Here is a 17,055-nt window from a genome sequence, read left to right on the forward strand (position 1 = left end):
CGGGTCATGACCGATGAACTTGGCACCGAAATGCCGCGCACGATGGTGGTCATCCCGTGCCTCGACGAGGCCGCCCATATCGCCGACCTCATCGCAAGATTGATGCCGTCGGCCGAGCGCCTCGACATGCCGATCCTGGTGGTGGACGGTGGCAGCAGCGACGGCACGGTGAGCCTCGTCGAAGACCTTGCAGCGCGCAACCCGCGCGTCCGGCTGATCGACAATCCACGCCGCATCCAGAGCGCCGCCGTCAATCTGGCGGTAGCCGATCATGGCGAGACCTACGACTACTTCATCCGCATCGACGCCCATGGCGGCTACCCGGACGATTACTGCGACAGGCTCGTCGAGGAAGCGGTGCGTACCGGCGCCGATTCGGTCGTCGTGGCGATGAAGACGGCGGGCGAGGTGCCCTTCCAGCAGGCGACGGCGCTGGCGCAGAACTCACCGCTCGGCAATGGCGGCTCGAAGCACAGGGCGGGCGCGACGGGCCGCTGGATCGACCATGGCCACCACGCCTTGATGTCGGTCGCCGCGTTCCGCGCCGTCGGCGGCTATGACAAGAGTTTCAGCCACAATGAGGACGCCGAACTCGACCACCGGCTGAACGTCGCGGGCTTCCAGATCTGGATGACCGACCGCACCTTCATGACCTATTTTCCGCGCACGACGCCGGATGCGCTTTTCAGGCAGTATTTCGCTTATGGGCGCGGGCGGGCCCGAAACGTCCTGAAGCACCGATCCGTCCCGAAGATGCGCCAGATGATCCCGCTTATGGTGGCGCCGGCCGTCGCCGGGGCCTTGCTGGCCGTCGTCAGCCTTGCCGCCATTCTGCCGGCCTTCGTCTGGATCGCGGCATGCCTTGCCTATGGCGGCTGGCTCGCCCTGTTCCGCGGCGAGCGAAACGGGATGTTGGCAGGCGTGTCGGCCATGATCATGCATCTCGCCTGGTCTGCCGGCTTCTGGCTTCAACTCGTCTCGCCCGAACGCAAGCGATCGGGTGCCCGATGACCGAAACGTTGTGCATCGACATCGCGGTCTGCACCTACAGGCGCCCGCAGCTTGCCGACACGCTGCGCTCACTTGGCGCGCTTGTGGTTCCGGACGGTGTGACGCACCGGTTGATTGTCGTCGACAACGACATCGAGGCGAGCGCCAAGCGCATCGTCGACGAGATGGCTGGGCGCTTGCCGTTCCCGACCGTCTATGTTCACTGCCCGGCGTCCAACATTTCGCTCGCCCGAAATGCCTGCCTCGACCATTCGCAGGCGGAATGGCTGGCCTTCATCGACGATGACTGCAGCGCGTCGCCGGACTGGCTGGCTGCGCTCGTGACCAAGGCGCGCCAGACGGGGGCCGACGCTGTTCTGGGCCCGGTCGCGGCGATCTATGCCGACGCGGCACCCGCCTGGATGCGGCGCGGCGATTTTCATTCGACGAATCCCGTTTTCGTTCGCGGCGAACTGTTGACCGGCTACACCTGCAACGTCCTGATGAACGTCGCGGCTCCGTCGCTCGAGGGTCGACGGTTCGACCTGGCTCTGGGCCGTACCGGCGGCGAGGACACCGAATTCTTCACCAACATGGTGCGCGATGGCGGACGCCTCGCATTTGCCGAGGCGGCGCTGGCGAGCGAACCCGTCCCCGCCGACCGGGCGCAGTTCGGCTGGTTGGCAAAGCGACGCTTCCGCACCGGCCAGACGCACGGACGGCTGCTCGCGAAGACCAGCGGCAGCACGAGCGGCAAGGCCGTCGCGCTCGCCGCAGCCAAGGCTGCCTTCTGCGCCGGTGGCGCCGTCCTGACCGGGCTTCGGCCCGTCTCGCGCAATCGATACGCGCTGCGCTCGATCATGCATGGCGGCGTGGTCAGCGGCCTTCTTGGCGTGCGCGAAATCACCCTCTACGGCGACGCCTCCGCCGGCATCGAAAGGAAGCGCGACCATGCAGCCTGATGTCAGTTTCGTGATCGCGGCTTACAATGCGGAACAGACCATCGCGCGCGCGGTCGAAAGTGCGCTTGCACAGAAAAAGGTGTCGGTCGAAATCATCGTCGTCGACGACGCGTCGGCCGATGCCACGCTCGAGCGCGTTCGCGCGATCGCCGACCACCGGATCGTGCTCGTCGAAAAACGCGTCAATGGTGGACCCGGCGCCGCGCGCAATGCCGGCTTCGCGCTCGCAAGAGGCCGCTACCTTGCCGTGCTCGACGCGGACGATACCGTGGCGCCGGACCGCAGCGTACGTCTCCTTGCGCGCGCCGAAGATGCCGGGGCACAGATTGTCCTCGACGACCTGCTCGTCATCGACGAGCGCGGTGCGCAACCTTCGTCGCGCCCGATGTTCGGACGCGAACGCCTCGAGGCGCAGCCGCCCGTGACGCTCGCCTCTTTCATCGCCGGCAATCTGATGTTCGACGCCGAGTTTTCGCTCGGCTATCTCAAGCCGATCTTCGCGCGCGATTTCATGCGCGCGCATGCCATCGTCTATGACGAAGGGCTGAGGATCGGCGAGGACTACCTGCTCGTCGCCGACGCGCTCGCGCATGGGGCGCGCTGCGTCGTCGAGCCCGAGCCCGGCTACCGGTATCACCTCGTCGACGGTTCGGTCTCGCGCGTCTTGAAGCCGCACCACGTCGCCGCGATCCTCGAAGGCGACGAACGCTTCCTGTCGCGCCACACGCTGGACGACGAGGCCAAGGCCGCCCAGGCGCGCCGCACGCGCAGTCTTCGCGAGGCGGCCACGTTTCTCGACATCGTCGCCCATCTCAAGGCGCGCTCGGCGCATCGAGCGGTGCAGGCGGCCTTTTCCGATCCGGCCGCGATCCGCCTCCTGAAGATGCCGATCATGGCCCGGCTGCGCCGCCTTGCCGGGCGGCGTTCCGCCATGGCGGCGGACGGATAGGAGTTCGAGGGCGACGAAACGGGCGGGGTGCTCAAACCGATGGAATGGAAGACAAGATGAAAAAAGTCAGAAAAGCGGTGATCCCGGTTGCGGGCCTCGGCACGCGGTTCCTGCCCGCGACGAAGGCGATGCCGAAGGAGATGCTGACCGTCGTCGACCGTCCCGTCGTGCAATACGCCGTCGACGAGGCGCGCGAGGCGGGGATCGAGCACATCGTCTTCGTCACCGGCCGCAACAAGCACGTCATCGAGGATCACTTCGATATCCAGCCCGAACTCATCGAAACGCTGACCCGGGCCAACAAGAACGCCGAACTGGCCGCGATCGAAGCGCTTCAAGTCGATGCCGGCCGCGTCAGCTTCACGCGCCAACAGGCGCCGCACGGTCTCGGCCACGCGGTCTGGTGCGCGCGCGACCTGATCGGCGACGAGCCCTTCGCTCTCCTGCTGCCGGACATGGTCTCGTTCGGCGTTCGCAGATGCCTTGCGACGGCGATGCAGCTTTACCGCGAGGCAGGCGGCAACGTGCTGTCGGTCGAGCAGTGCAGTCCGCTCGAGACGGCCAAATACGGCATCGTCGGCAAGGGCGGTCCCGTCGGCGCCGGTTTCGCGATCACCGAAATGGTGGAAAAGCCCGAACCGTCGCAGGCGCCGTCGAACTTTTACATCAACGGCCGCTACATCCTGCAGCCGGAAATCTTCGATCTGCTGGAAACGCAGGAGCGCGGCGCGGGCAACGAAATCCAGTTGACCGACGCCATGGCGCGCCTTGCGCGCGTCCAGCCCTTCCATGCAGCGCCCTTCAGCGGGCGCATGTTCGACACCGGTTCCAAGGCAGGCTTCATCGAGGCCAATGTGGCAATGGCGCTTGCGCGCGACGACCTCCGCGATCAGGTTCTCGGGCCGATCGCGGAGCTCGTCGCCTCCCACGCCGGCGCTGCTTCCCGCATCAACCGCTCGGCCTGAGCCGGGCCAGAAAGCGAGACGCGCCGCAGGCGCGACCCCTTATGCACCACAGCAATACCCCCCTGGATACCCGCCGGCTGACAAGGCCGGCGGATTCCGACCAGTTCATCGATCTCGATCGTCTGCTTGCGATGGCGCGCCGACGCCTGTCCCTCGTCGCGCTTTGTGCGGTGCTGGGACTGGTGCTGGGGGGCGTGTTCCTGCTGGTGACACCGCCGACCTTCACGGCCGCGACCCGCATTCTGCTCGACGAGAACCTGACCAAATTCACCGAGGAACGGGAAGCCCGGCCTGCACCCAGCCAGGCCGATTCCATGGTCGCCAGCGAGGTCGAGATCCTGAAATCGGCACGGCTCGCCCGCGGGGTCGTCGAAACGCTCGACCTGCACGACAATCCCGCGTTTCTTGATCCGCCGCAGTCTCCGCAGGGCTGGCTGCGCAGTCAGGTCCGCTCGCTCGCACGCCTGCTTTCAGGCAGTGCAGGTGCCGGCGAACCGTCTGACGAGGCGCGCATCGGCCGAGCTGCCGCGATCCTCCAGCAGAACCTGGTCGCCGAACGCGTCGGGCGCAGCTTCGTCATCGAGGTCAAGTACAGCGCCAAGGATCGCGAGATCGCCGGATCCGTCGCGCGCGCCTATGCCGAACAATATCTGTCCGACCAGCTCGACGCGAATTTCGACGCAACGCAGCTTGCCGTCACCTGGCTCCAGGGGCGTCTCGATCAGTTGCGCACCGACTGGCTGTCCGCCTCAATGGCGGCCGAACAATTTCGTGCGGAAAACGGCCTGACAGCCGCCCGCGGCGAACTCGTTTCGGAACAGCAATTGTCCGACCTCAACAACCAGCTCGTCCTGGCGCAGGCTGAGACGGCCAATGCGCGCGCCCGCTACGACCAGTACAAGACGATCATCGACAGCGGCGAGGAGAACGCTGTCGACAACGCCATCATCCCCACGGACCAGGCGCAAGGTTCTGTCCTGACCGACCTGAAGACGCGCTACCTGTCGATCACCGAGCGTGCACAGGAGATCGAGGCGCGGTTCGGCGAGGATCATTCGCAGGCCGTCGCTCTGCGCAATCAGGGCGGCGAGCTCCGCCGCCAGATTTTCCAGGAGCTGCGGCAGGTCACGGAAAGCTACCGGACCGAATTTGAGGTGGCGCGCACGCGCGAGGCTTCGCTGCGCGAAAATGTCGGGACGATGAGCGGTGAGAGTTCGGCGACCGGCCAGTCGATGGTCAAGCTGCGCGAATTGGAGCAGCAATCCTCCGCGCTTGGAAAGCTCTATGAGACGTTCCTCGCCCGCTACGAGGAGGCCTCGCAGCAGCAATCCTTCCCCATCGCCGAGGCCCGCGTGATTTCGCAGGCGAACAACCCGGTTTCGCCCTCGAGCCCCAGCAAGACGCTCGCCCTCGGTCTCTTCGCGACGCTGGGCCTGATGGCCGGGGCTGGCATCGGCGGTTTGCTGGAATTCCGCGAACGCTTCCTGCGCACCGGCGACGACGTCCGCGACGGGCTTGGCCTCGATTTCCTCGGCTACCTGCCGCTGCTGGGCTCGACCCGATCGACGCGGGCGCAACCCAGCACGCCGACCGGCGAGCCGAGCGCGCTCGACCATACTGGTTCGAGCCTCTTGAGGATCGCCGTCTTTTCCCCCGCCTCGCTTTTCGCCGACACCCTGCGCAGCGCCAAGCTGGCAAGCGACGTCGTGCTGCATGACAAGCCCTCGAAGGTCATCGGCTTCGTGTCCGTCCTGCCGCGCGAGGGCAAGACGACGGCGGCCGCGAACTTCGCCGGGCTGCTGGCGGCCAATGGCGCTCGCACGGTCCTAATCGACGGCGATCTGCGCAATCCGGGCCTGAGCCGCCGGCTCGGATCGCAGCCAAAGGTGGGACTGGCGGAAGCGCTCGTCGGACGCGTTGCCTGGCAGAACGCGCTTCTCGCGGACCAGAAGACGGGCCTGTCGATTCTGCCGGCGGTCCTCCGCGGAAGGCTGTCCCATACCAGCGAACTGATCTCCGGCCAGGCGATGGGCACGATGCTCGAGGAGATGCGCAGTCATTTCGACTATATCGTCATCGACCTGCCACCGCTCGGTCCCGTGATCGACGCCCGCGCCTTCGCGCCGCTCGCCGACGGTTTCCTGTTCGTCACCGAATGGGGCGGGACCCCTCGCGCGCTCGTGCGGCAGACCCTGCAGGGCGAACCGCTGATCGCCGCCAGGACAATGGGCGTCATCTTGAACAAGACGGACATGAAGCGCCTGCCCAAATACGGATCGGTGGGTGGCGCGGAGCGCTACTTCCATCGCTATGCCGCCTATTATGGCGAGCAGAGCGGCTAGTGGCGGTTCGAAAGAAAGCGCCCGCGATTTTGCCAGATGCGCAGCGCGGTCAGCCGCCCGGTCCTGAATGCGCCGGTGTCGAGATTCATCCGCCGGCCGATGCGCTCGGCCGTGTCGACCGGCGTGTGGCCGTGGACGACATAGCGCGGCAGACGGTGCGACGCCTCGTGGAACGCCTTGCGGATGAAGAGCAAATCGTCGTCGCGCTGGTCCTCGAGAGCGACGCCGGGCCGGATGCCGGCATGGACGAACAGGAAATGGCCGGTGTCGATCAGGATCGGCATCGCACGCAAAAGGTCCGCGTGATGCTCCGGGACGACCGCCCGCACCCTGGCGGTGATGCGTGCGGGATCGGAGCCCAGCGCGCGCAAATCGCCGGCTTCGATGCCGTAGGAGGCAAGCGTCGGCAACCCGCCGACCGTCAGCCAGTCGGCGAGCGCAATGCGGTCGTCGAGGAAATCGAGCATGAACCGCTCATGGTTGCCCATCAGGCAGACGCGGTCGAAGCCGGGCGGCGGCGGCCGCGACAGATGCTCCATCACGTCGCGCGAGCGCGGGCCGCGATCCACATAGTCGCCGAGCATGATGATCAGCTTTTCGCCGGCAAGCCGCGATGCGTCATCGGCGATGACCGCCTCCAGCGCCAGCAATTCGTCGAGGCAGCCATGTACGTCGCCGACGGCGTAGACGACGAGCCCCTCGATATCGAGGCGAAGCCGCGCCGGACCGCGCCTTTGGTCCGTTTCGGAAGATCCGGAAGAGAACAGCCTTGGCAGCTTCCAGCCTGTCATGCCTTCAACTCGCGCCCGGACACGTCCGCATCAGCCTGAGGCGCGGCTGGCCCATGCAAGACCGGAGAAGTCGATGCTGCAGACCCATCCTGTACCTTACGCCGTTCCACCTGTTTCGAACTCCATGTCGCAGCGTGTCGCGATCGCGCGAACGCTGTGCATCGCTTTCATGACCTTCGTCCACATGCAGCCCGGCATAGCCGAGAACGTCTACGATCGCGAGGCCGGGTTTTTCGACATCGTCTATTTCGTCCTCACGCGGCTGATCGGCCTGAGTTCCGTCTCCCTGCTTGGCATCGTCTCGGGCTATTTCATCGTTTCCAGCCTGGTCAAGGCGGGCCCGGCCCGCGTCGTCGCCGCCAAGCTGCGCACCCTCGTCGTTCCGCTTCTTTCGTGGAACGTGCTGATGCTCGCGCTGCTCGTCGCCTATGGCGTGCTTTCGGACAATTGGCGCGACCTGCCACAGGCGACGCCGCTCGGCATCGCCAATGCCTTTCTCGCGCTGACCGAATGGCCACTGGTCGTCCCGCTCTGGTTCCTGCGCGACCTGTTCGTCTGCTGTCTCGTGTCGCCGCTTGTGCTGATCGGCCTGCGCGGCTCGGCGCCGGCGGTGTTCGTGATGCTGGCCGCCTATACGCTGTTCGGCACAGACTGGTATCTCATGCAGCGACCGCAATTGCTGCTGTTCTTCGCCATCGGCATGTGGCTGCGCCTGGCCGATATCGGCGAATGGTCGCTCGACCGCGCGCTGCGGCCGCTCCTGGCGGGTCTCGCCATCATGGTGGCGATCTTCCTCGCCTTGCGCATCGGGCGCGTGTCGATCGGGGAGATGAACGAGACGCTGCGCATCGTGCTGGACACGCTGCTGCGCGTGACCATGGCCGCCGGATGCTGGCTTCTGACGGACGTTCTGCGCCGCTCGCGCATCGGATCGCTTTTGATCCGGTTCGAGCCTTACGCGTTCTTCCTCTTCTGCAGCCACGCGATCCTGTTCACCTTTGGCGGCATCCTGTTGCGACGGGTCTTCGGAAATTACGGCTCCGATCTGTTTGCGATCTCGTTCTTCCTTCAGCCCGTCCTTGCCATCGTCGCCACCATCGTCGGCCTGCAGCTCGTCAGCCGTTTCGCGCCGGCGGCATTTCTCTTCAATGCCGGCAAGCGGCCAGCGAGTGTCGGCAGGCCTGCCGCAGACCGCAAATCGGTCGCTCCGCAGATACGATGATCTCGAAGCAAGAGGGAAAGTGCACATGAACCTGTTCAAACCCTTCCGTAGCCGATCCGCCTCGCGTGACGACGACACGGACAGGCAGCGCTTCGACCGGCTTTCGGCGGCGATCGCGTCCCTTCGCGAGGAAGTCGTGCAGGAACGTGACGGCCTGCGTCGCCGCTACGAGCAGCGCCGCGACGATGCAGCATTCGCATTCGACGCCTTGGACCGAAAACCTTCGAGCGCCAGACTGGCCGACGAACTGGATCGCCAGAGCGCGGCATTGCTGAGCTCGGAAAAGCGCCTGAAGACGCTCGACCGGCAGCGCGATTTTCTCGACAGGTTCGACGAACTTCTGGCCGAGCTACGCACCGGCAAAACGCCGACAACTCCGGACGACTGAACTAATTGGAAGAAATGGCGCACCCGACAGGATTCGAACCTGTGACCTTCGCCTTCGGAGGGCGACACTCTATCCAGCTGAGCTACGGGTGCCAGGCGGCGCGCGGGGCACCGTAGGACAGGTTGGTCATAGCCGAACCGGTCGCGCGCTTCAACAGATGATTGGCGGCCGAATTCGTCCACCGAACAGCGGATGTTGGGCGCCCGGCGCGTCGAAAAGCCGCGCGCACCTTCCGGTTCGTCACGTTTTCGTCACCTGGGGTTCGGATTGCGGACGCATTGGCCTGACAAAAGCGCCGCGTCATCAACAAAACCAGAGCGACCATGCACCGACCGTTCGCAGCGGCGATTCTCATCGCCATCGCCGCCTTTAGCGCCCTTGCGCGCGCCAACGCAGCCCCGCTGCCCGAAAAGCCTGAAATTGCCACCGAGGCCCCAACCTATCGAAGCTACAACAAGGAGATCGAATGCCTGACGGCGGCGATCTATTTCGAAGCGCGGGGCGAACCGGTCCGCGGCCAGAACATGGTGGCTCAGGTCGTCCTCAATCGCGTCGCGAGCAGCTTCTATCCCGATACGGTCTGCGATGTCGTCTACCAGAACGCCCATCGCAAGAATGCCTGCCAGTTCTCCTTCGCCTGCGATGATCTGGCCGATGAGTTCAACGAGCGTGCCGCGCACCGCATGGCACAAAAGATAGCGGTGTTCGCCTTCAACTGCGACGACGCCTGCAAGGCTTCGCGCGGCGACATTGCCCAGTCGACGCACTACCATGCCGACTATGTCGCGCCGTTCTGGTCGAAGAAGCTGCAGAAGACGGGCAAGGTCGGCAGCCACATCTTCTACTATACCGCCTCGATGTAATCGCCGGCACGCAAAGATGACTGGCCTTTGCCGGCCGCGTCGGCCACCCTGGCGCGGACGGCGGAGGCAGAATTGGCGGGACGGATCGTGCTGGTGGGAGGTGGGCATGCCCATCTCCATGTCGTGGAAGACCTTGGTCGGGCGTGCCCTCCCGGTTGGGAGATAGTGCTCGTCTCGCCCGAAACCCGGGTCGTTTATTCGGGAATGGTTCCGGGCATCATTGCGGGTCATTATCGCCGCGACGAGAGCGAAATCGATCTGCCGCGCCTGTGTGAAGCATATGGCGTCGGGTATCGCCGCGCACGTGCCGCCGGCATCGACCGGCGGCAAAAGCGGCTCATGCTCGACGATGGCACGTCGCTTCCCTACGATCTTCTATCGTTCGACGTCGGAAGCGTGCCGGCGCTGGGCGATATCGAAGGGGCACGCGACCATGCCTTGCCGGTCAAGCCGCTCGGCGCGTTCCTCGGGAATCTCGACAGGGCTGTCGACGCGGCTTCGCGGCGCATCGCAATCGTCGGCGGCGGCCCGGCGGGCGTCGAGATCGCGCTGGCGCTTCGACACCGGCAGGAGGCGACCGCGATTGCGCTCGTTTCCGGCGGCGACCTCCTCGAATCCCAACCATCTTCCGTGCGCAGGCAGGTTCGCGGCATCCTGGCGGCACGCAGCATCGTGCTGCACGAGAACGTCGAGGTCATCCGCATCGCTCCGGATCATGTCGGCATCGCCGGATGCCCGCCGATCGCCTCGAACCTGACGATCCTCGCGACCGGAGCCGCGGCACCATCCTGGCTTGCGACGACCGACCTTGCGCTGTCGAGCGGGTTCGTCGCCGTCCATGCGACCCTGCAGACCCTGACCGATCCGGACATCTTCGCCGCTGGCGACTGCGCCGACATCGAGGGTATATCCCGGCCGAAGGCAGGCGTCTTTGCCGTTCGTGCGGGGCCGCCTCTCGCGGCCAATCTGCGCGCCCGCGCGCTGGATCGGCCGCTTCGACCATGGTCGCCACAGGCAAAGCATCTCGCCGTTCTCGCCACCGGGCCCAAACACGCCGTCGCCACGCGCGGCAGGCTCCATGTGTCGGGCCGCTTTGTCTGGTGGCTGAAGGACCGGATCGACCGAAGCTGGGTGGAGCGATTCCGAAAGCCTTGAACCATGTCGCTTGACGGCAGCGAGCAATCGCGCGACAAGTGGTATGACCACTGTAAGGCCACTGGGAGGAACAAGGTGCTTTCGGAGGGAGCGGAGGAACTGCTCGGTACGGAAAAAGTGTTCGCCTATTTTCGCGAACAGCTTCTTTCCGGTGCGCTCAATGCCGGCGATCGCCTGCTCGGCGAGCGCGAACTGGCGCTGCGCCTCGGCGTCTCACGCCCCGTGCTTCGCGAGACTCTGCGCTCGCTCGCCATGCTCGGCTTCCTCGACATCCGGCACGGCAAGGGCGCTTATGTGCGCCATGCGGACGTGTCGGTGCTCACTGACTTCTTCACCTTCTGCCTCGCCCAGCAGCCCGACATCCTCGATGACGTGATGGAAGCGCGGGTGGCAATCGAATGCCAGGCGATCCGCCTCGCCTGCGATCGCGCCAGTGCCAGCGACATCGAGCGCATCGGCGGACTTTTGCAGACGCTACGCGAGACGCTCCACGATCCAGTCGCCGGGGCAGAGGCGGATTTTGCGTTCCACATGGCGCTGGTCGAGGCGGGCCGCAGCCCGGCGCTGATCATGCTCTACCAGTCGATTTCCGAACTCCTGCGCCGCAGCCACGTGCAGCGCCGCCGTCAGACGACGGTCGTGCCAGACATTCGCGATTCTTTGTTCGAGGCACACCGCGAGGTGTTTCTGTCGATCGTCGAGCGCGACGGCGATGCCGCCGACCGCCGCCTGCGCGATCACTTCGCCATCGGCGATGAGCTCCGCCGCAAGAGCTACATCGCTGCGTTCACGCACTCTGCGGCGACCAGTCGAGACAAGACCATCTAGGGAGGAAGTCCAATGTTCCATACGCGTATCCTGAAACTGCTTGCTGCGACCGCCGTCGCGGTCGGCGTGGCGGCATCCGCCCACGCCGCCGAACTGCGCTACGCCCATGTCGGCGCCGAAGGCGACATCCAGACCATCTTCGCCACCGAGGCGGCGACCGGAATTGCTGAGGCGACGAGCGATGCGGTCACCGTCCAGGTCTATCCCGCCAGCCAGCTCGGCGGTGTCGCCGAAATGGTCGACGGCGTGCGCATGGGTTCGATCTCCATGGGCCACCACGATTTCGCGTCGCTCGCGCGCATCGTGCCCGAGGTCGCCGCATTCAACGCGCCGTTCATCTATCGCGACGGCGCGCACGCGCTGGCGGCGACCGATCCCCAGACCTCGCCCGCCCTGCAGGCGATCAACGAGAAGCTGGTCGCCGAAGGCGGCGTCCGGATCATCGGCCGCATCTATCGCGGCGCGCGCCACATCTCGTCGAATTTCGAGGTCAAGTCGCCGGAGGATCTGGCCGGAAAGCCGTTCCGCGCCGTGCCGCTCGATCTTTGGGTGTCGATGGTCAAGGGATTCGGTGCGACGCCGACGCCGGTCGAGGTCGCCGAACTGCCGACTGCGCTCATGACGGGTCTGGTCGTCGGCCAGGAAAACCCGCTGACGATGATAACCGCGAACAAGCTCTATGAGGTGCAGTCGCACATCGCGATGACCGGCCACATGCAGGCCGTGCTCGCCGTTTTCGTGAACGAGGAAGTCTGGCAGGGGCTGGAAGAAGAGCAGCGCCAGGCCATCACCGAGGTTCTGGAGCGCGAGGCGCAGGAATCGCTCGTCATGGCGACCGAATCCGAGGTCGAACTGGTCGAAGAGGTGAAGGGACACGGAATGACCGTCATCACCGAAGCCGAAGGTCTCGATCTCGAAGCCTTCCGCACCCAGGTGCTGGAGCAGATCCGAGCCGATTTCCCGTCCTACGAGACGTATATCGAGCAGATCGCCGCCGTCGAGTAAGGCGCGCTTGAAGTCGTGCCGGCGGCGGCATCGATCGCCGCCGGCTCTTCGGGAGGATTCGGGAAATGGTCATCGTCAAACGCGCATTGGGCGCGTTCTGCGTGTTCGTGCTCGTCGCGCTGGTCGCCGTGCCGTTCACGCAGGTCATCATGCGCGACGTGTTCGGCGCGGCGATCATCGGCGCGGAGGAGTTCACGCGCTTCCTGCTGATCGTGCTCGTCTTCACCGCCTTTCCGCTGGTCGTGCTCGATCACGAGAACATCGTCATGGCCGAGTTCCTGGACGCGATGCCGACACTGCTGCGCAAGACGCTGACCTTCGTCATCACGGCGGTTGCCGTCGCTGCCGCCGCGTTCGTCGCCTATGTCGCCTGGCAGACCATCTTCCGCAATCTCAACAATGCGACGCCGACGCTCAAGATTCCCTTCTGGCTGTTCCTCGGCGCGACCTTCTTCGGCTTCGCAGCCGCGACGCTCGGCCATCTGATCGACCTGCGCCATCCGCCGCGCGAAGAAACCAAGGTGCTCTGACATGGGTCTTGCAGTCATCGGCGCCTTCCTCGTCCTGTTCATCGCCGGGTTTCCCGTCGTCTATGCCATTCTCATTCCCTCGATCGCCTATGTGCTGATCGAAGGCCTGCCTTACGGACTGCTCGTCCAGCGCATCACCTACGCGCTCGACTCCTTTCCGCTGGTCGCGGTCCCGATCTTCATTTTCGTCGGCAATCTGATGAATTCGGCCGGCATCACCGATCGAATCTTCCGCTTTGCCGACACCGCCGTCGGTCGCTTTCCAGGCGGTCTCGCGCAGGTCAACATCTTCTCCAGCCTCATCTTTTCGGGCATGTCGGGTGCGGCGCTGGCCGATGTCGGCGGGCTTGGCCGCATCGAGATCGCGGCGATGAAGAAGAAGGGTTTCACGGCGCCGTTCTCGGCAGCCGTCACCGGTGCGTCCGCCGTCGTCGGGCCGATCTTTCCGCCCTCGATTCCGCTGATCGTCTACGGATCGGTCACCAGCGTCTCGATCGTCCAGCTTCTTCTTGCGGGCATCGTCCCGGCACTGGTCTGCGTCGCGCTGCTGATGCTGACGACCGTATTCCTTTCCTACCGGTACAACCTGCCGCGCGCCGAACGCTGGCCCACCCTGCGCGAACTCGGCGGCGACCTGCTGCCCGCGCTGCCCGCTCTGCTGGCGCCCGTCCTGATGATCGCCGGCATGCTGCTCGGCCTGTTCACGCCGACCGAGGCCGCCGCTGTGACCGTCGTCTACGTGCTCGCGATCAGCGCGATTTTCTATCGCGACCTTACCTTGGAGCATCTCTGGCAGGCGTTGATTCTGACCGTGAAGAGCACCAGCGCGATCCTGATCATCGTCGCGGTGGCGGCATTGTTCGGCTGGATTCTTGCCGTCGAGCAGATCCCTCAGGATTTCGCCCGCTGGATTCTCCATTTCTCGACCGATCCGATCGTGCTTCTGATCGTCGCGAACCTGATCTTCTTCATCGCCGGCATGTTCCTCGATTCCACCACCGCGACGCTGCTCGTCGTGCCGGTCATCGCGCCGCCCATGGTTCTGGCCGGCATCGATCCGGTCCACCTCGGCATCATCACCATCTTCAATCTGATGTTCGGCCTGCTCACCCCGCCGATGGGTCTGTCGCTGTTCCTGTTGTCGAGCATCGCCAATGTCTCGCTCAGGCAATTGCTGCGCGCGCTGGTGCCGTTCTATGTCCCGCTTCTCGCCACGCTCGCCATCATCACCTTCTGGGAAGGCCTCGTCCTGTGGCTTCCCTCGATGCTTCGCTAAGATCAAAACTGGAGTTCACATGCGCATCGTTATCGGCTCGGACCACGCCGGCTTCCCGCTCAAGTCCACCATCGTGGAATATGTCAAATCGCTCGGCCACGAGGTCCAGGATGTCGGCTCGTTCGACCCGAATCCCGTCGACTTCCCGGACATCGCGCGGCAGGTGACGGACAGGATCAACGCCGGAGAGGCAGAGCGCGGGCTGATGGTTTGTGGAACCGGCGTCGGCGCATCGATCGCCGCCAACAAGGTCAAGGGCATTCGCGCGGCCGTCTGCCACGACGTCCATTCGGCGCACCAGTCGGTCGAGCATGACGACGTCAACGTCATGTGCATCGGCGCGCAGATCGTCGGACCCTGGCTCGCCAAGGATCTGGTCGAATCCTATCTGAAGGCCGAATTCTCGACCGACGAGGATTTCCGCCGCCGGGTCGCCAAGCTCGCCGAAATGGACGCCTCTCGCTGATCATCGGATCGAGCGTCCTCCCAAGGGAGGCGCTCCGTTGCGGCGGCGCGAATTGGGGCCGCGCCGCCGCAACGTGCCTTCAGGCCCAGATGGTTCAGCGCATGGGTGCGAGCAGCGCCTGCTGCGGCACAGGTCGCGGCGCCGCCGTGGTCGCGACCGACCCCGCCATCGGCATGTACTGCTCGATGAGCTTTTCCATGTGCGAGTTTCGGCTCTTCGCCGTCTCGCCGCCCATCACCACCGCGACAAGCCGCCGCCCGCCGCGTTCGACGGACGTGGCCAGGTTGAACCCCGAAGCCCGGATATAGCCCGTCTTCAGGCCATCGACGCCGGCCACGCGGCCAAGCAGGTCGTTGTGGCCGCGAATGGTCTTGCCCGCATAGCTGAATTCGCGATTGGCGAAATAGTGGTAGTGGTGCGGGAAGCGCTTGTTGAGCGCGATGGAGAGCAGCGCCATGTCGCGAGCCGTCGTCTGCTGGCCGGCATCGGGCAGGCCGGACGCATTGCGGAACGTGGTGGAATTCATGCCCATCTGGCGCGCTCGCTGGGTCATCAGCGCCGCGAAATTCGGTTCCGTCCCGCCAAGGAACTCTGCCGTCGCCACCGCGACGTCGTTGGCCGAACGGATCACAAGGGCGCGGATCGCGGTGTCCACATCGATCGCCTCGCCCTGACGAAAGCCGATCTTGGTCGGGACCTGGCCGCGCGCATTGTCGGAAACCGGGATCAGCGTCTGCTTGCCGATGCGCCCGGAATCCAGCGCCTCGAACAGCATGAAGACCGTCATCATCTTGGTCAGCGAGGCCGGGTAGCGAAGCTGATCGGCGTGGACGGAATAAAGCGAACGCCCCGAACTGACGTCGACGACGATGGCAGCGTATTTCTCGGAGGGGATCGGCGGCGGCGGTTCGGGCAGGACCGAGGTCGAGCAGGCGGAAACCATCACCGCCAGCGCGAGAAGCGCCGCCAAGGGCGACCCGAACGCACGCCTCAACAACCCGCCCATCAAAAACGCTCCCGCAAAACCATGTCCCCGTACCATCGTTCTGCACGAGGCATGGTTAAGCGGCAATGAAGAATGACGTTACTTCGCGACCCCACCCCAGATCGCCTCGGCGGTCTCGACGACGAGGTCGAGCTTGCGGCGCTGGTCGTCGAAGGAGATCGAATTGCCTTCCTCGGTCGAGGCGAAGCCGCATTGCGGCGCGATGCCGAGCTGTTCGAGATCGGCATATTTCGCCGCCTCGTCGAATTTGCGCTTCAGGTCGTCGACCTTCTCCATCTCGCCGGTCTTGGTCGTGATGAATCCGGGCAGCACGCGCTTCTTGCCCTTCGGCAACAGGCGCAGCGGCTCGAGTCCGCCCGCGCGCTCGCTGTCATATTCCATGAAATAGATGTCGACGCCGGTCTGGTTGAAGACGGCATCCGCAGCAGGATCGTAGGCGCCCTCGGCGGCATGCGTGGAGCGGAAGTTGCCGCGGCACATGTGCATGCCGATGACCATGTCGTCAGGCCGGTCCTTGATCGCGTCGTGCATCATCTTCGCATACTGCTCGATCAGCCAGTCGGGATCGGTGCCCTGTTCCTTCTGCGCCGCGCGGTGCTTCGGGTCGCACAGATAGGCGAAGAAGATGTCGTCCATCTGCAGGTAGCGACAACCGGCATCGTAAAAGGCCTTCACGGCCTTGGCGTAGGTCTTCGACAGGTCGGCGAAGAGCGCTTCGGGGTCGTCGCGATATTCTTTCGGAAGAATGTCGTCCTTGGCCGTGCGGAAATGGCAGCAGCTCGGGCCGGGGATCGAAATCTTCGGCATGACCTTCGTCTTCGATGCGACGTAGCGGAAATGGTCCAGCATCGGGTGATCGTCGGGGAAGTCCAGCTTGCCGGTGATCGTCGGGAAGACGGGCCTCAGCTTGACGCCGGCAAAGGCAACGCCCTTTTCGGGCGCACGCTCTTCCATGTCGAACCCTTCGAGCCCGCCCATGAAATCATAGTGCCAGAAGGAGCGGCGGATTTCGCCGTCGGTGACGGTCGGCAGGCCGGCCTCCTCCTGCATGCGGATCGCCTCGTCGATCGCGGCGTTCTCGATCTCCTCGAGTTCCTCGGCGGCGATCGCCTTGTCCTCGTAGAACCGCTTGCGCGCATCCTTGACCGCCTGGGGCCGCAAGAGGCTTCCCACGTGGTCGGCACGAAAGGGCGGGTTGGCTGTCGCAGTCATGGCAGTCCTCCAATTTCAAATCCTGGGCGCGCTTGGCTACCATGCGAAAGTGGTGTCGGCCAGCCGCTTCCATGGCGGAAAGTTCTATCGTATAACAATCATGGG

Annotated in this window: 17 protein-coding genes and 1 tRNA gene; 14 read left to right on the top strand and 4 right to left on the bottom strand. The window is 64.8% G+C overall.

The annotated features are described in order from the left end of the window. Window positions 1-6 precede the first annotated feature (6 nt). The 5 genes from ACT6QU_RS07740 to ACT6QU_RS07760 are packed head-to-tail and all read left to right on the top strand — an operon-like array spanning window position 7 to window position 6,208. Window positions 7-1,011, top strand: coding sequence for a glycosyltransferase family 2 protein (locus ACT6QU_RS07740; RefSeq protein ID WP_444564004.1), 1,005 nt, complete (start codon window positions 7-9; stop codon window positions 1,009-1,011). Further along, the gene (locus ACT6QU_RS07745; protein WP_444564003.1) at window positions 1,008-1,952 is read left to right on the top strand and encodes a glycosyltransferase; all 945 of its coding nucleotides are present in this window, start codon (window positions 1,008-1,010) and stop codon (window positions 1,950-1,952) included. Before ACT6QU_RS07740 ends, ACT6QU_RS07745 begins: the two co-directional genes overlap by 4 nt. Beyond that, window positions 1,942-2,901 carry a glycosyltransferase family 2 protein gene (locus ACT6QU_RS07750; RefSeq protein WP_444564002.1) on the top strand — a complete coding sequence of 320 codons (960 nt, stop codon included), beginning with the start codon at window positions 1,942-1,944 and terminating at the stop codon, window positions 2,899-2,901. Before ACT6QU_RS07745 ends, ACT6QU_RS07750 begins: the two co-directional genes overlap by 11 nt. 56 nt (window positions 2,902-2,957) lie before the next feature. Beyond that, window positions 2,958-3,866 carry a UTP--glucose-1-phosphate uridylyltransferase gene (locus tag ACT6QU_RS07755; protein WP_444564001.1) on the top strand — a complete coding sequence of 303 codons (909 nt, stop codon included), beginning with the start codon at window positions 2,958-2,960 and terminating at the stop codon, window positions 3,864-3,866. A 41-nt stretch (window positions 3,867-3,907) separates the two neighbouring features. Further along, complete coding sequence (locus ACT6QU_RS07760; protein ID WP_444564000.1) at window positions 3,908-6,208, top strand: polysaccharide biosynthesis tyrosine autokinase; 2,301 nt, start codon at window positions 3,908-3,910, stop codon at window positions 6,206-6,208. Here the strand turns inward: ACT6QU_RS07760 and ACT6QU_RS07765 are convergent. Next, a complete protein-coding gene (locus tag ACT6QU_RS07765) occupies window positions 6,205-6,999 on the bottom strand; it encodes a metallophosphoesterase family protein (RefSeq protein ID WP_444563999.1) in 795 nt (264 codons plus the stop codon). The genes ACT6QU_RS07760 and ACT6QU_RS07765 overlap by 4 nt on opposite strands. A gap of 73 nt (window positions 7,000-7,072) precedes the next feature. Here ACT6QU_RS07765 and ACT6QU_RS07770 point away from each other — a divergent pair, with 73 nt between their 5' ends. Continuing rightward, window positions 7,073-8,221 (top strand): acyltransferase family protein, encoded by a 1,149-nt coding sequence (locus ACT6QU_RS07770; RefSeq protein WP_444563998.1) that lies wholly within the window; start codon window positions 7,073-7,075, stop codon window positions 8,219-8,221. Between the two features lie 25 nt (window positions 8,222-8,246). Beyond that, complete coding sequence (locus tag ACT6QU_RS07775) at window positions 8,247-8,609, top strand: hypothetical protein (RefSeq protein ID WP_444563997.1); 363 nt, start codon at window positions 8,247-8,249, stop codon at window positions 8,607-8,609. Between the two features lie 15 nt (window positions 8,610-8,624). On the opposite strand, the gene ACT6QU_RS07780 is transcribed toward ACT6QU_RS07775, so the two are convergent. Further along, window positions 8,625-8,701, bottom strand: a tRNA-Arg gene (locus ACT6QU_RS07780). A gap of 231 nt (window positions 8,702-8,932) precedes the next feature. Here ACT6QU_RS07780 and ACT6QU_RS07785 point away from each other — a divergent pair. The 7 genes from ACT6QU_RS07785 (at window position 8,933) to rpiB (ending at window position 14,732) form a co-directional block, all read left to right on the top strand. After that, window positions 8,933-9,472, top strand: a complete 540-nt coding sequence (locus tag ACT6QU_RS07785) for a cell wall hydrolase (RefSeq protein WP_444563996.1) — start codon at window positions 8,933-8,935, stop codon at window positions 9,470-9,472. Between the two features lie 72 nt (window positions 9,473-9,544). Beyond that, window positions 9,545-10,627 carry an FAD-dependent oxidoreductase gene (locus tag ACT6QU_RS07790; protein WP_444563995.1) on the top strand — a complete coding sequence of 361 codons (1,083 nt, stop codon included), beginning with the start codon at window positions 9,545-9,547 and terminating at the stop codon, window positions 10,625-10,627. A 75-nt stretch (window positions 10,628-10,702) separates the two neighbouring features. Beyond that, window positions 10,703-11,455 (top strand): FadR/GntR family transcriptional regulator, encoded by a 753-nt coding sequence (locus tag ACT6QU_RS07795; protein WP_444563994.1) that lies wholly within the window; start codon window positions 10,703-10,705, stop codon window positions 11,453-11,455. A 12-nt stretch (window positions 11,456-11,467) separates the two neighbouring features. After that, window positions 11,468-12,460: a TRAP transporter substrate-binding protein gene (locus ACT6QU_RS07800; protein ID WP_444563993.1), complete on the top strand. Its 993-nt coding sequence runs from the start codon at window positions 11,468-11,470 to the stop codon at window positions 12,458-12,460. A gap of 65 nt (window positions 12,461-12,525) precedes the next feature. Further along, entirely contained in the window at window positions 12,526-12,990 is a 465-nt protein-coding gene (locus ACT6QU_RS07805) for a TRAP transporter small permease (RefSeq protein WP_444563992.1), read from the top strand. A 1-nt stretch (window position 12,991) separates the two neighbouring features. Then, window positions 12,992-14,266 (top strand): TRAP transporter large permease, encoded by a 1,275-nt coding sequence (locus ACT6QU_RS07810; protein ID WP_444563991.1) that lies wholly within the window; start codon window positions 12,992-12,994, stop codon window positions 14,264-14,266. Between the two features lie 19 nt (window positions 14,267-14,285). Further along, on the top strand, window positions 14,286-14,732 hold the full coding sequence (gene rpiB, locus ACT6QU_RS07815; protein ID WP_444563990.1) for a ribose 5-phosphate isomerase B: 447 nt from the start codon (window positions 14,286-14,288) through the stop codon (window positions 14,730-14,732). Between the two features lie 94 nt (window positions 14,733-14,826). Here rpiB and ACT6QU_RS07820 read toward each other — a convergent pair whose 3' ends face one another. Both ACT6QU_RS07820 and ACT6QU_RS07825 read right to left on the bottom strand, forming a co-directional pair. Continuing rightward, on the bottom strand, window positions 14,827-15,738 hold the full coding sequence (locus ACT6QU_RS07820) for a D-alanyl-D-alanine carboxypeptidase family protein (RefSeq protein ID WP_444563989.1): 912 nt from the start codon (window positions 15,736-15,738) through the stop codon (window positions 14,827-14,829). A 78-nt stretch (window positions 15,739-15,816) separates the two neighbouring features. After that, complete coding sequence (locus ACT6QU_RS07825) at window positions 15,817-16,950, bottom strand: 5-methyltetrahydropteroyltriglutamate--homocysteine S-methyltransferase (RefSeq protein WP_444563988.1); 1,134 nt, start codon at window positions 16,948-16,950, stop codon at window positions 15,817-15,819. Between the last annotated feature and the right edge of the window lie 105 nt (window positions 16,951-17,055).

Origin of the sequence: Aliihoeflea sp. (assembly GCF_052435475.1) — a bacterium.
GTDB lineage: Bacteria > Pseudomonadota > Alphaproteobacteria > Rhizobiales > Rhizobiaceae > Aliihoeflea.

Coding starts and splice junctions, on each gene's coding strand:
- ACT6QU_RS07810 (WP_444563991.1), top strand. CDS start 12,992: ATGGGTCTTGCAGTCATCGGCGCCTTCCTCGTCCTGTTCATCGCCGGG.
- ACT6QU_RS07760 (WP_444564000.1), top strand. CDS start 3,908: ATGCACCACAGCAATACCCCCCTGGATACCCGCCGGCTGACAAGGCCG.
- ACT6QU_RS07755 (WP_444564001.1), top strand. CDS start 2,958: ATGAAAAAAGTCAGAAAAGCGGTGATCCCGGTTGCGGGCCTCGGCACG.
- ACT6QU_RS07820 (WP_444563989.1), bottom strand. CDS start 15,738: ATGGGCGGGTTGTTGAGGCGTGCGTTCGGGTCGCCCTTGGCGGCGCTT.
- ACT6QU_RS07775 (WP_444563997.1), top strand. CDS start 8,247: ATGAACCTGTTCAAACCCTTCCGTAGCCGATCCGCCTCGCGTGACGAC.
- ACT6QU_RS07785 (WP_444563996.1), top strand. CDS start 8,933: ATGCACCGACCGTTCGCAGCGGCGATTCTCATCGCCATCGCCGCCTTT.
- ACT6QU_RS07805 (WP_444563992.1), top strand. CDS start 12,526: ATGGTCATCGTCAAACGCGCATTGGGCGCGTTCTGCGTGTTCGTGCTC.
- rpiB (WP_444563990.1), top strand. CDS start 14,286: ATGCGCATCGTTATCGGCTCGGACCACGCCGGCTTCCCGCTCAAGTCC.
- ACT6QU_RS07745 (WP_444564003.1), top strand. CDS start 1,008: ATGACCGAAACGTTGTGCATCGACATCGCGGTCTGCACCTACAGGCGC.
- ACT6QU_RS07765 (WP_444563999.1), bottom strand. CDS start 6,999: ATGACAGGCTGGAAGCTGCCAAGGCTGTTCTCTTCCGGATCTTCCGAA.
- ACT6QU_RS07770 (WP_444563998.1), top strand. CDS start 7,073: ATGCTGCAGACCCATCCTGTACCTTACGCCGTTCCACCTGTTTCGAAC.
- ACT6QU_RS07740 (WP_444564004.1), top strand. CDS start 7: ATGACCGATGAACTTGGCACCGAAATGCCGCGCACGATGGTGGTCATC.
- ACT6QU_RS07800 (WP_444563993.1), top strand. CDS start 11,468: ATGTTCCATACGCGTATCCTGAAACTGCTTGCTGCGACCGCCGTCGCG.
- ACT6QU_RS07825 (WP_444563988.1), bottom strand. CDS start 16,950: ATGACTGCGACAGCCAACCCGCCCTTTCGTGCCGACCACGTGGGAAGC.
- ACT6QU_RS07750 (WP_444564002.1), top strand. CDS start 1,942: ATGCAGCCTGATGTCAGTTTCGTGATCGCGGCTTACAATGCGGAACAG.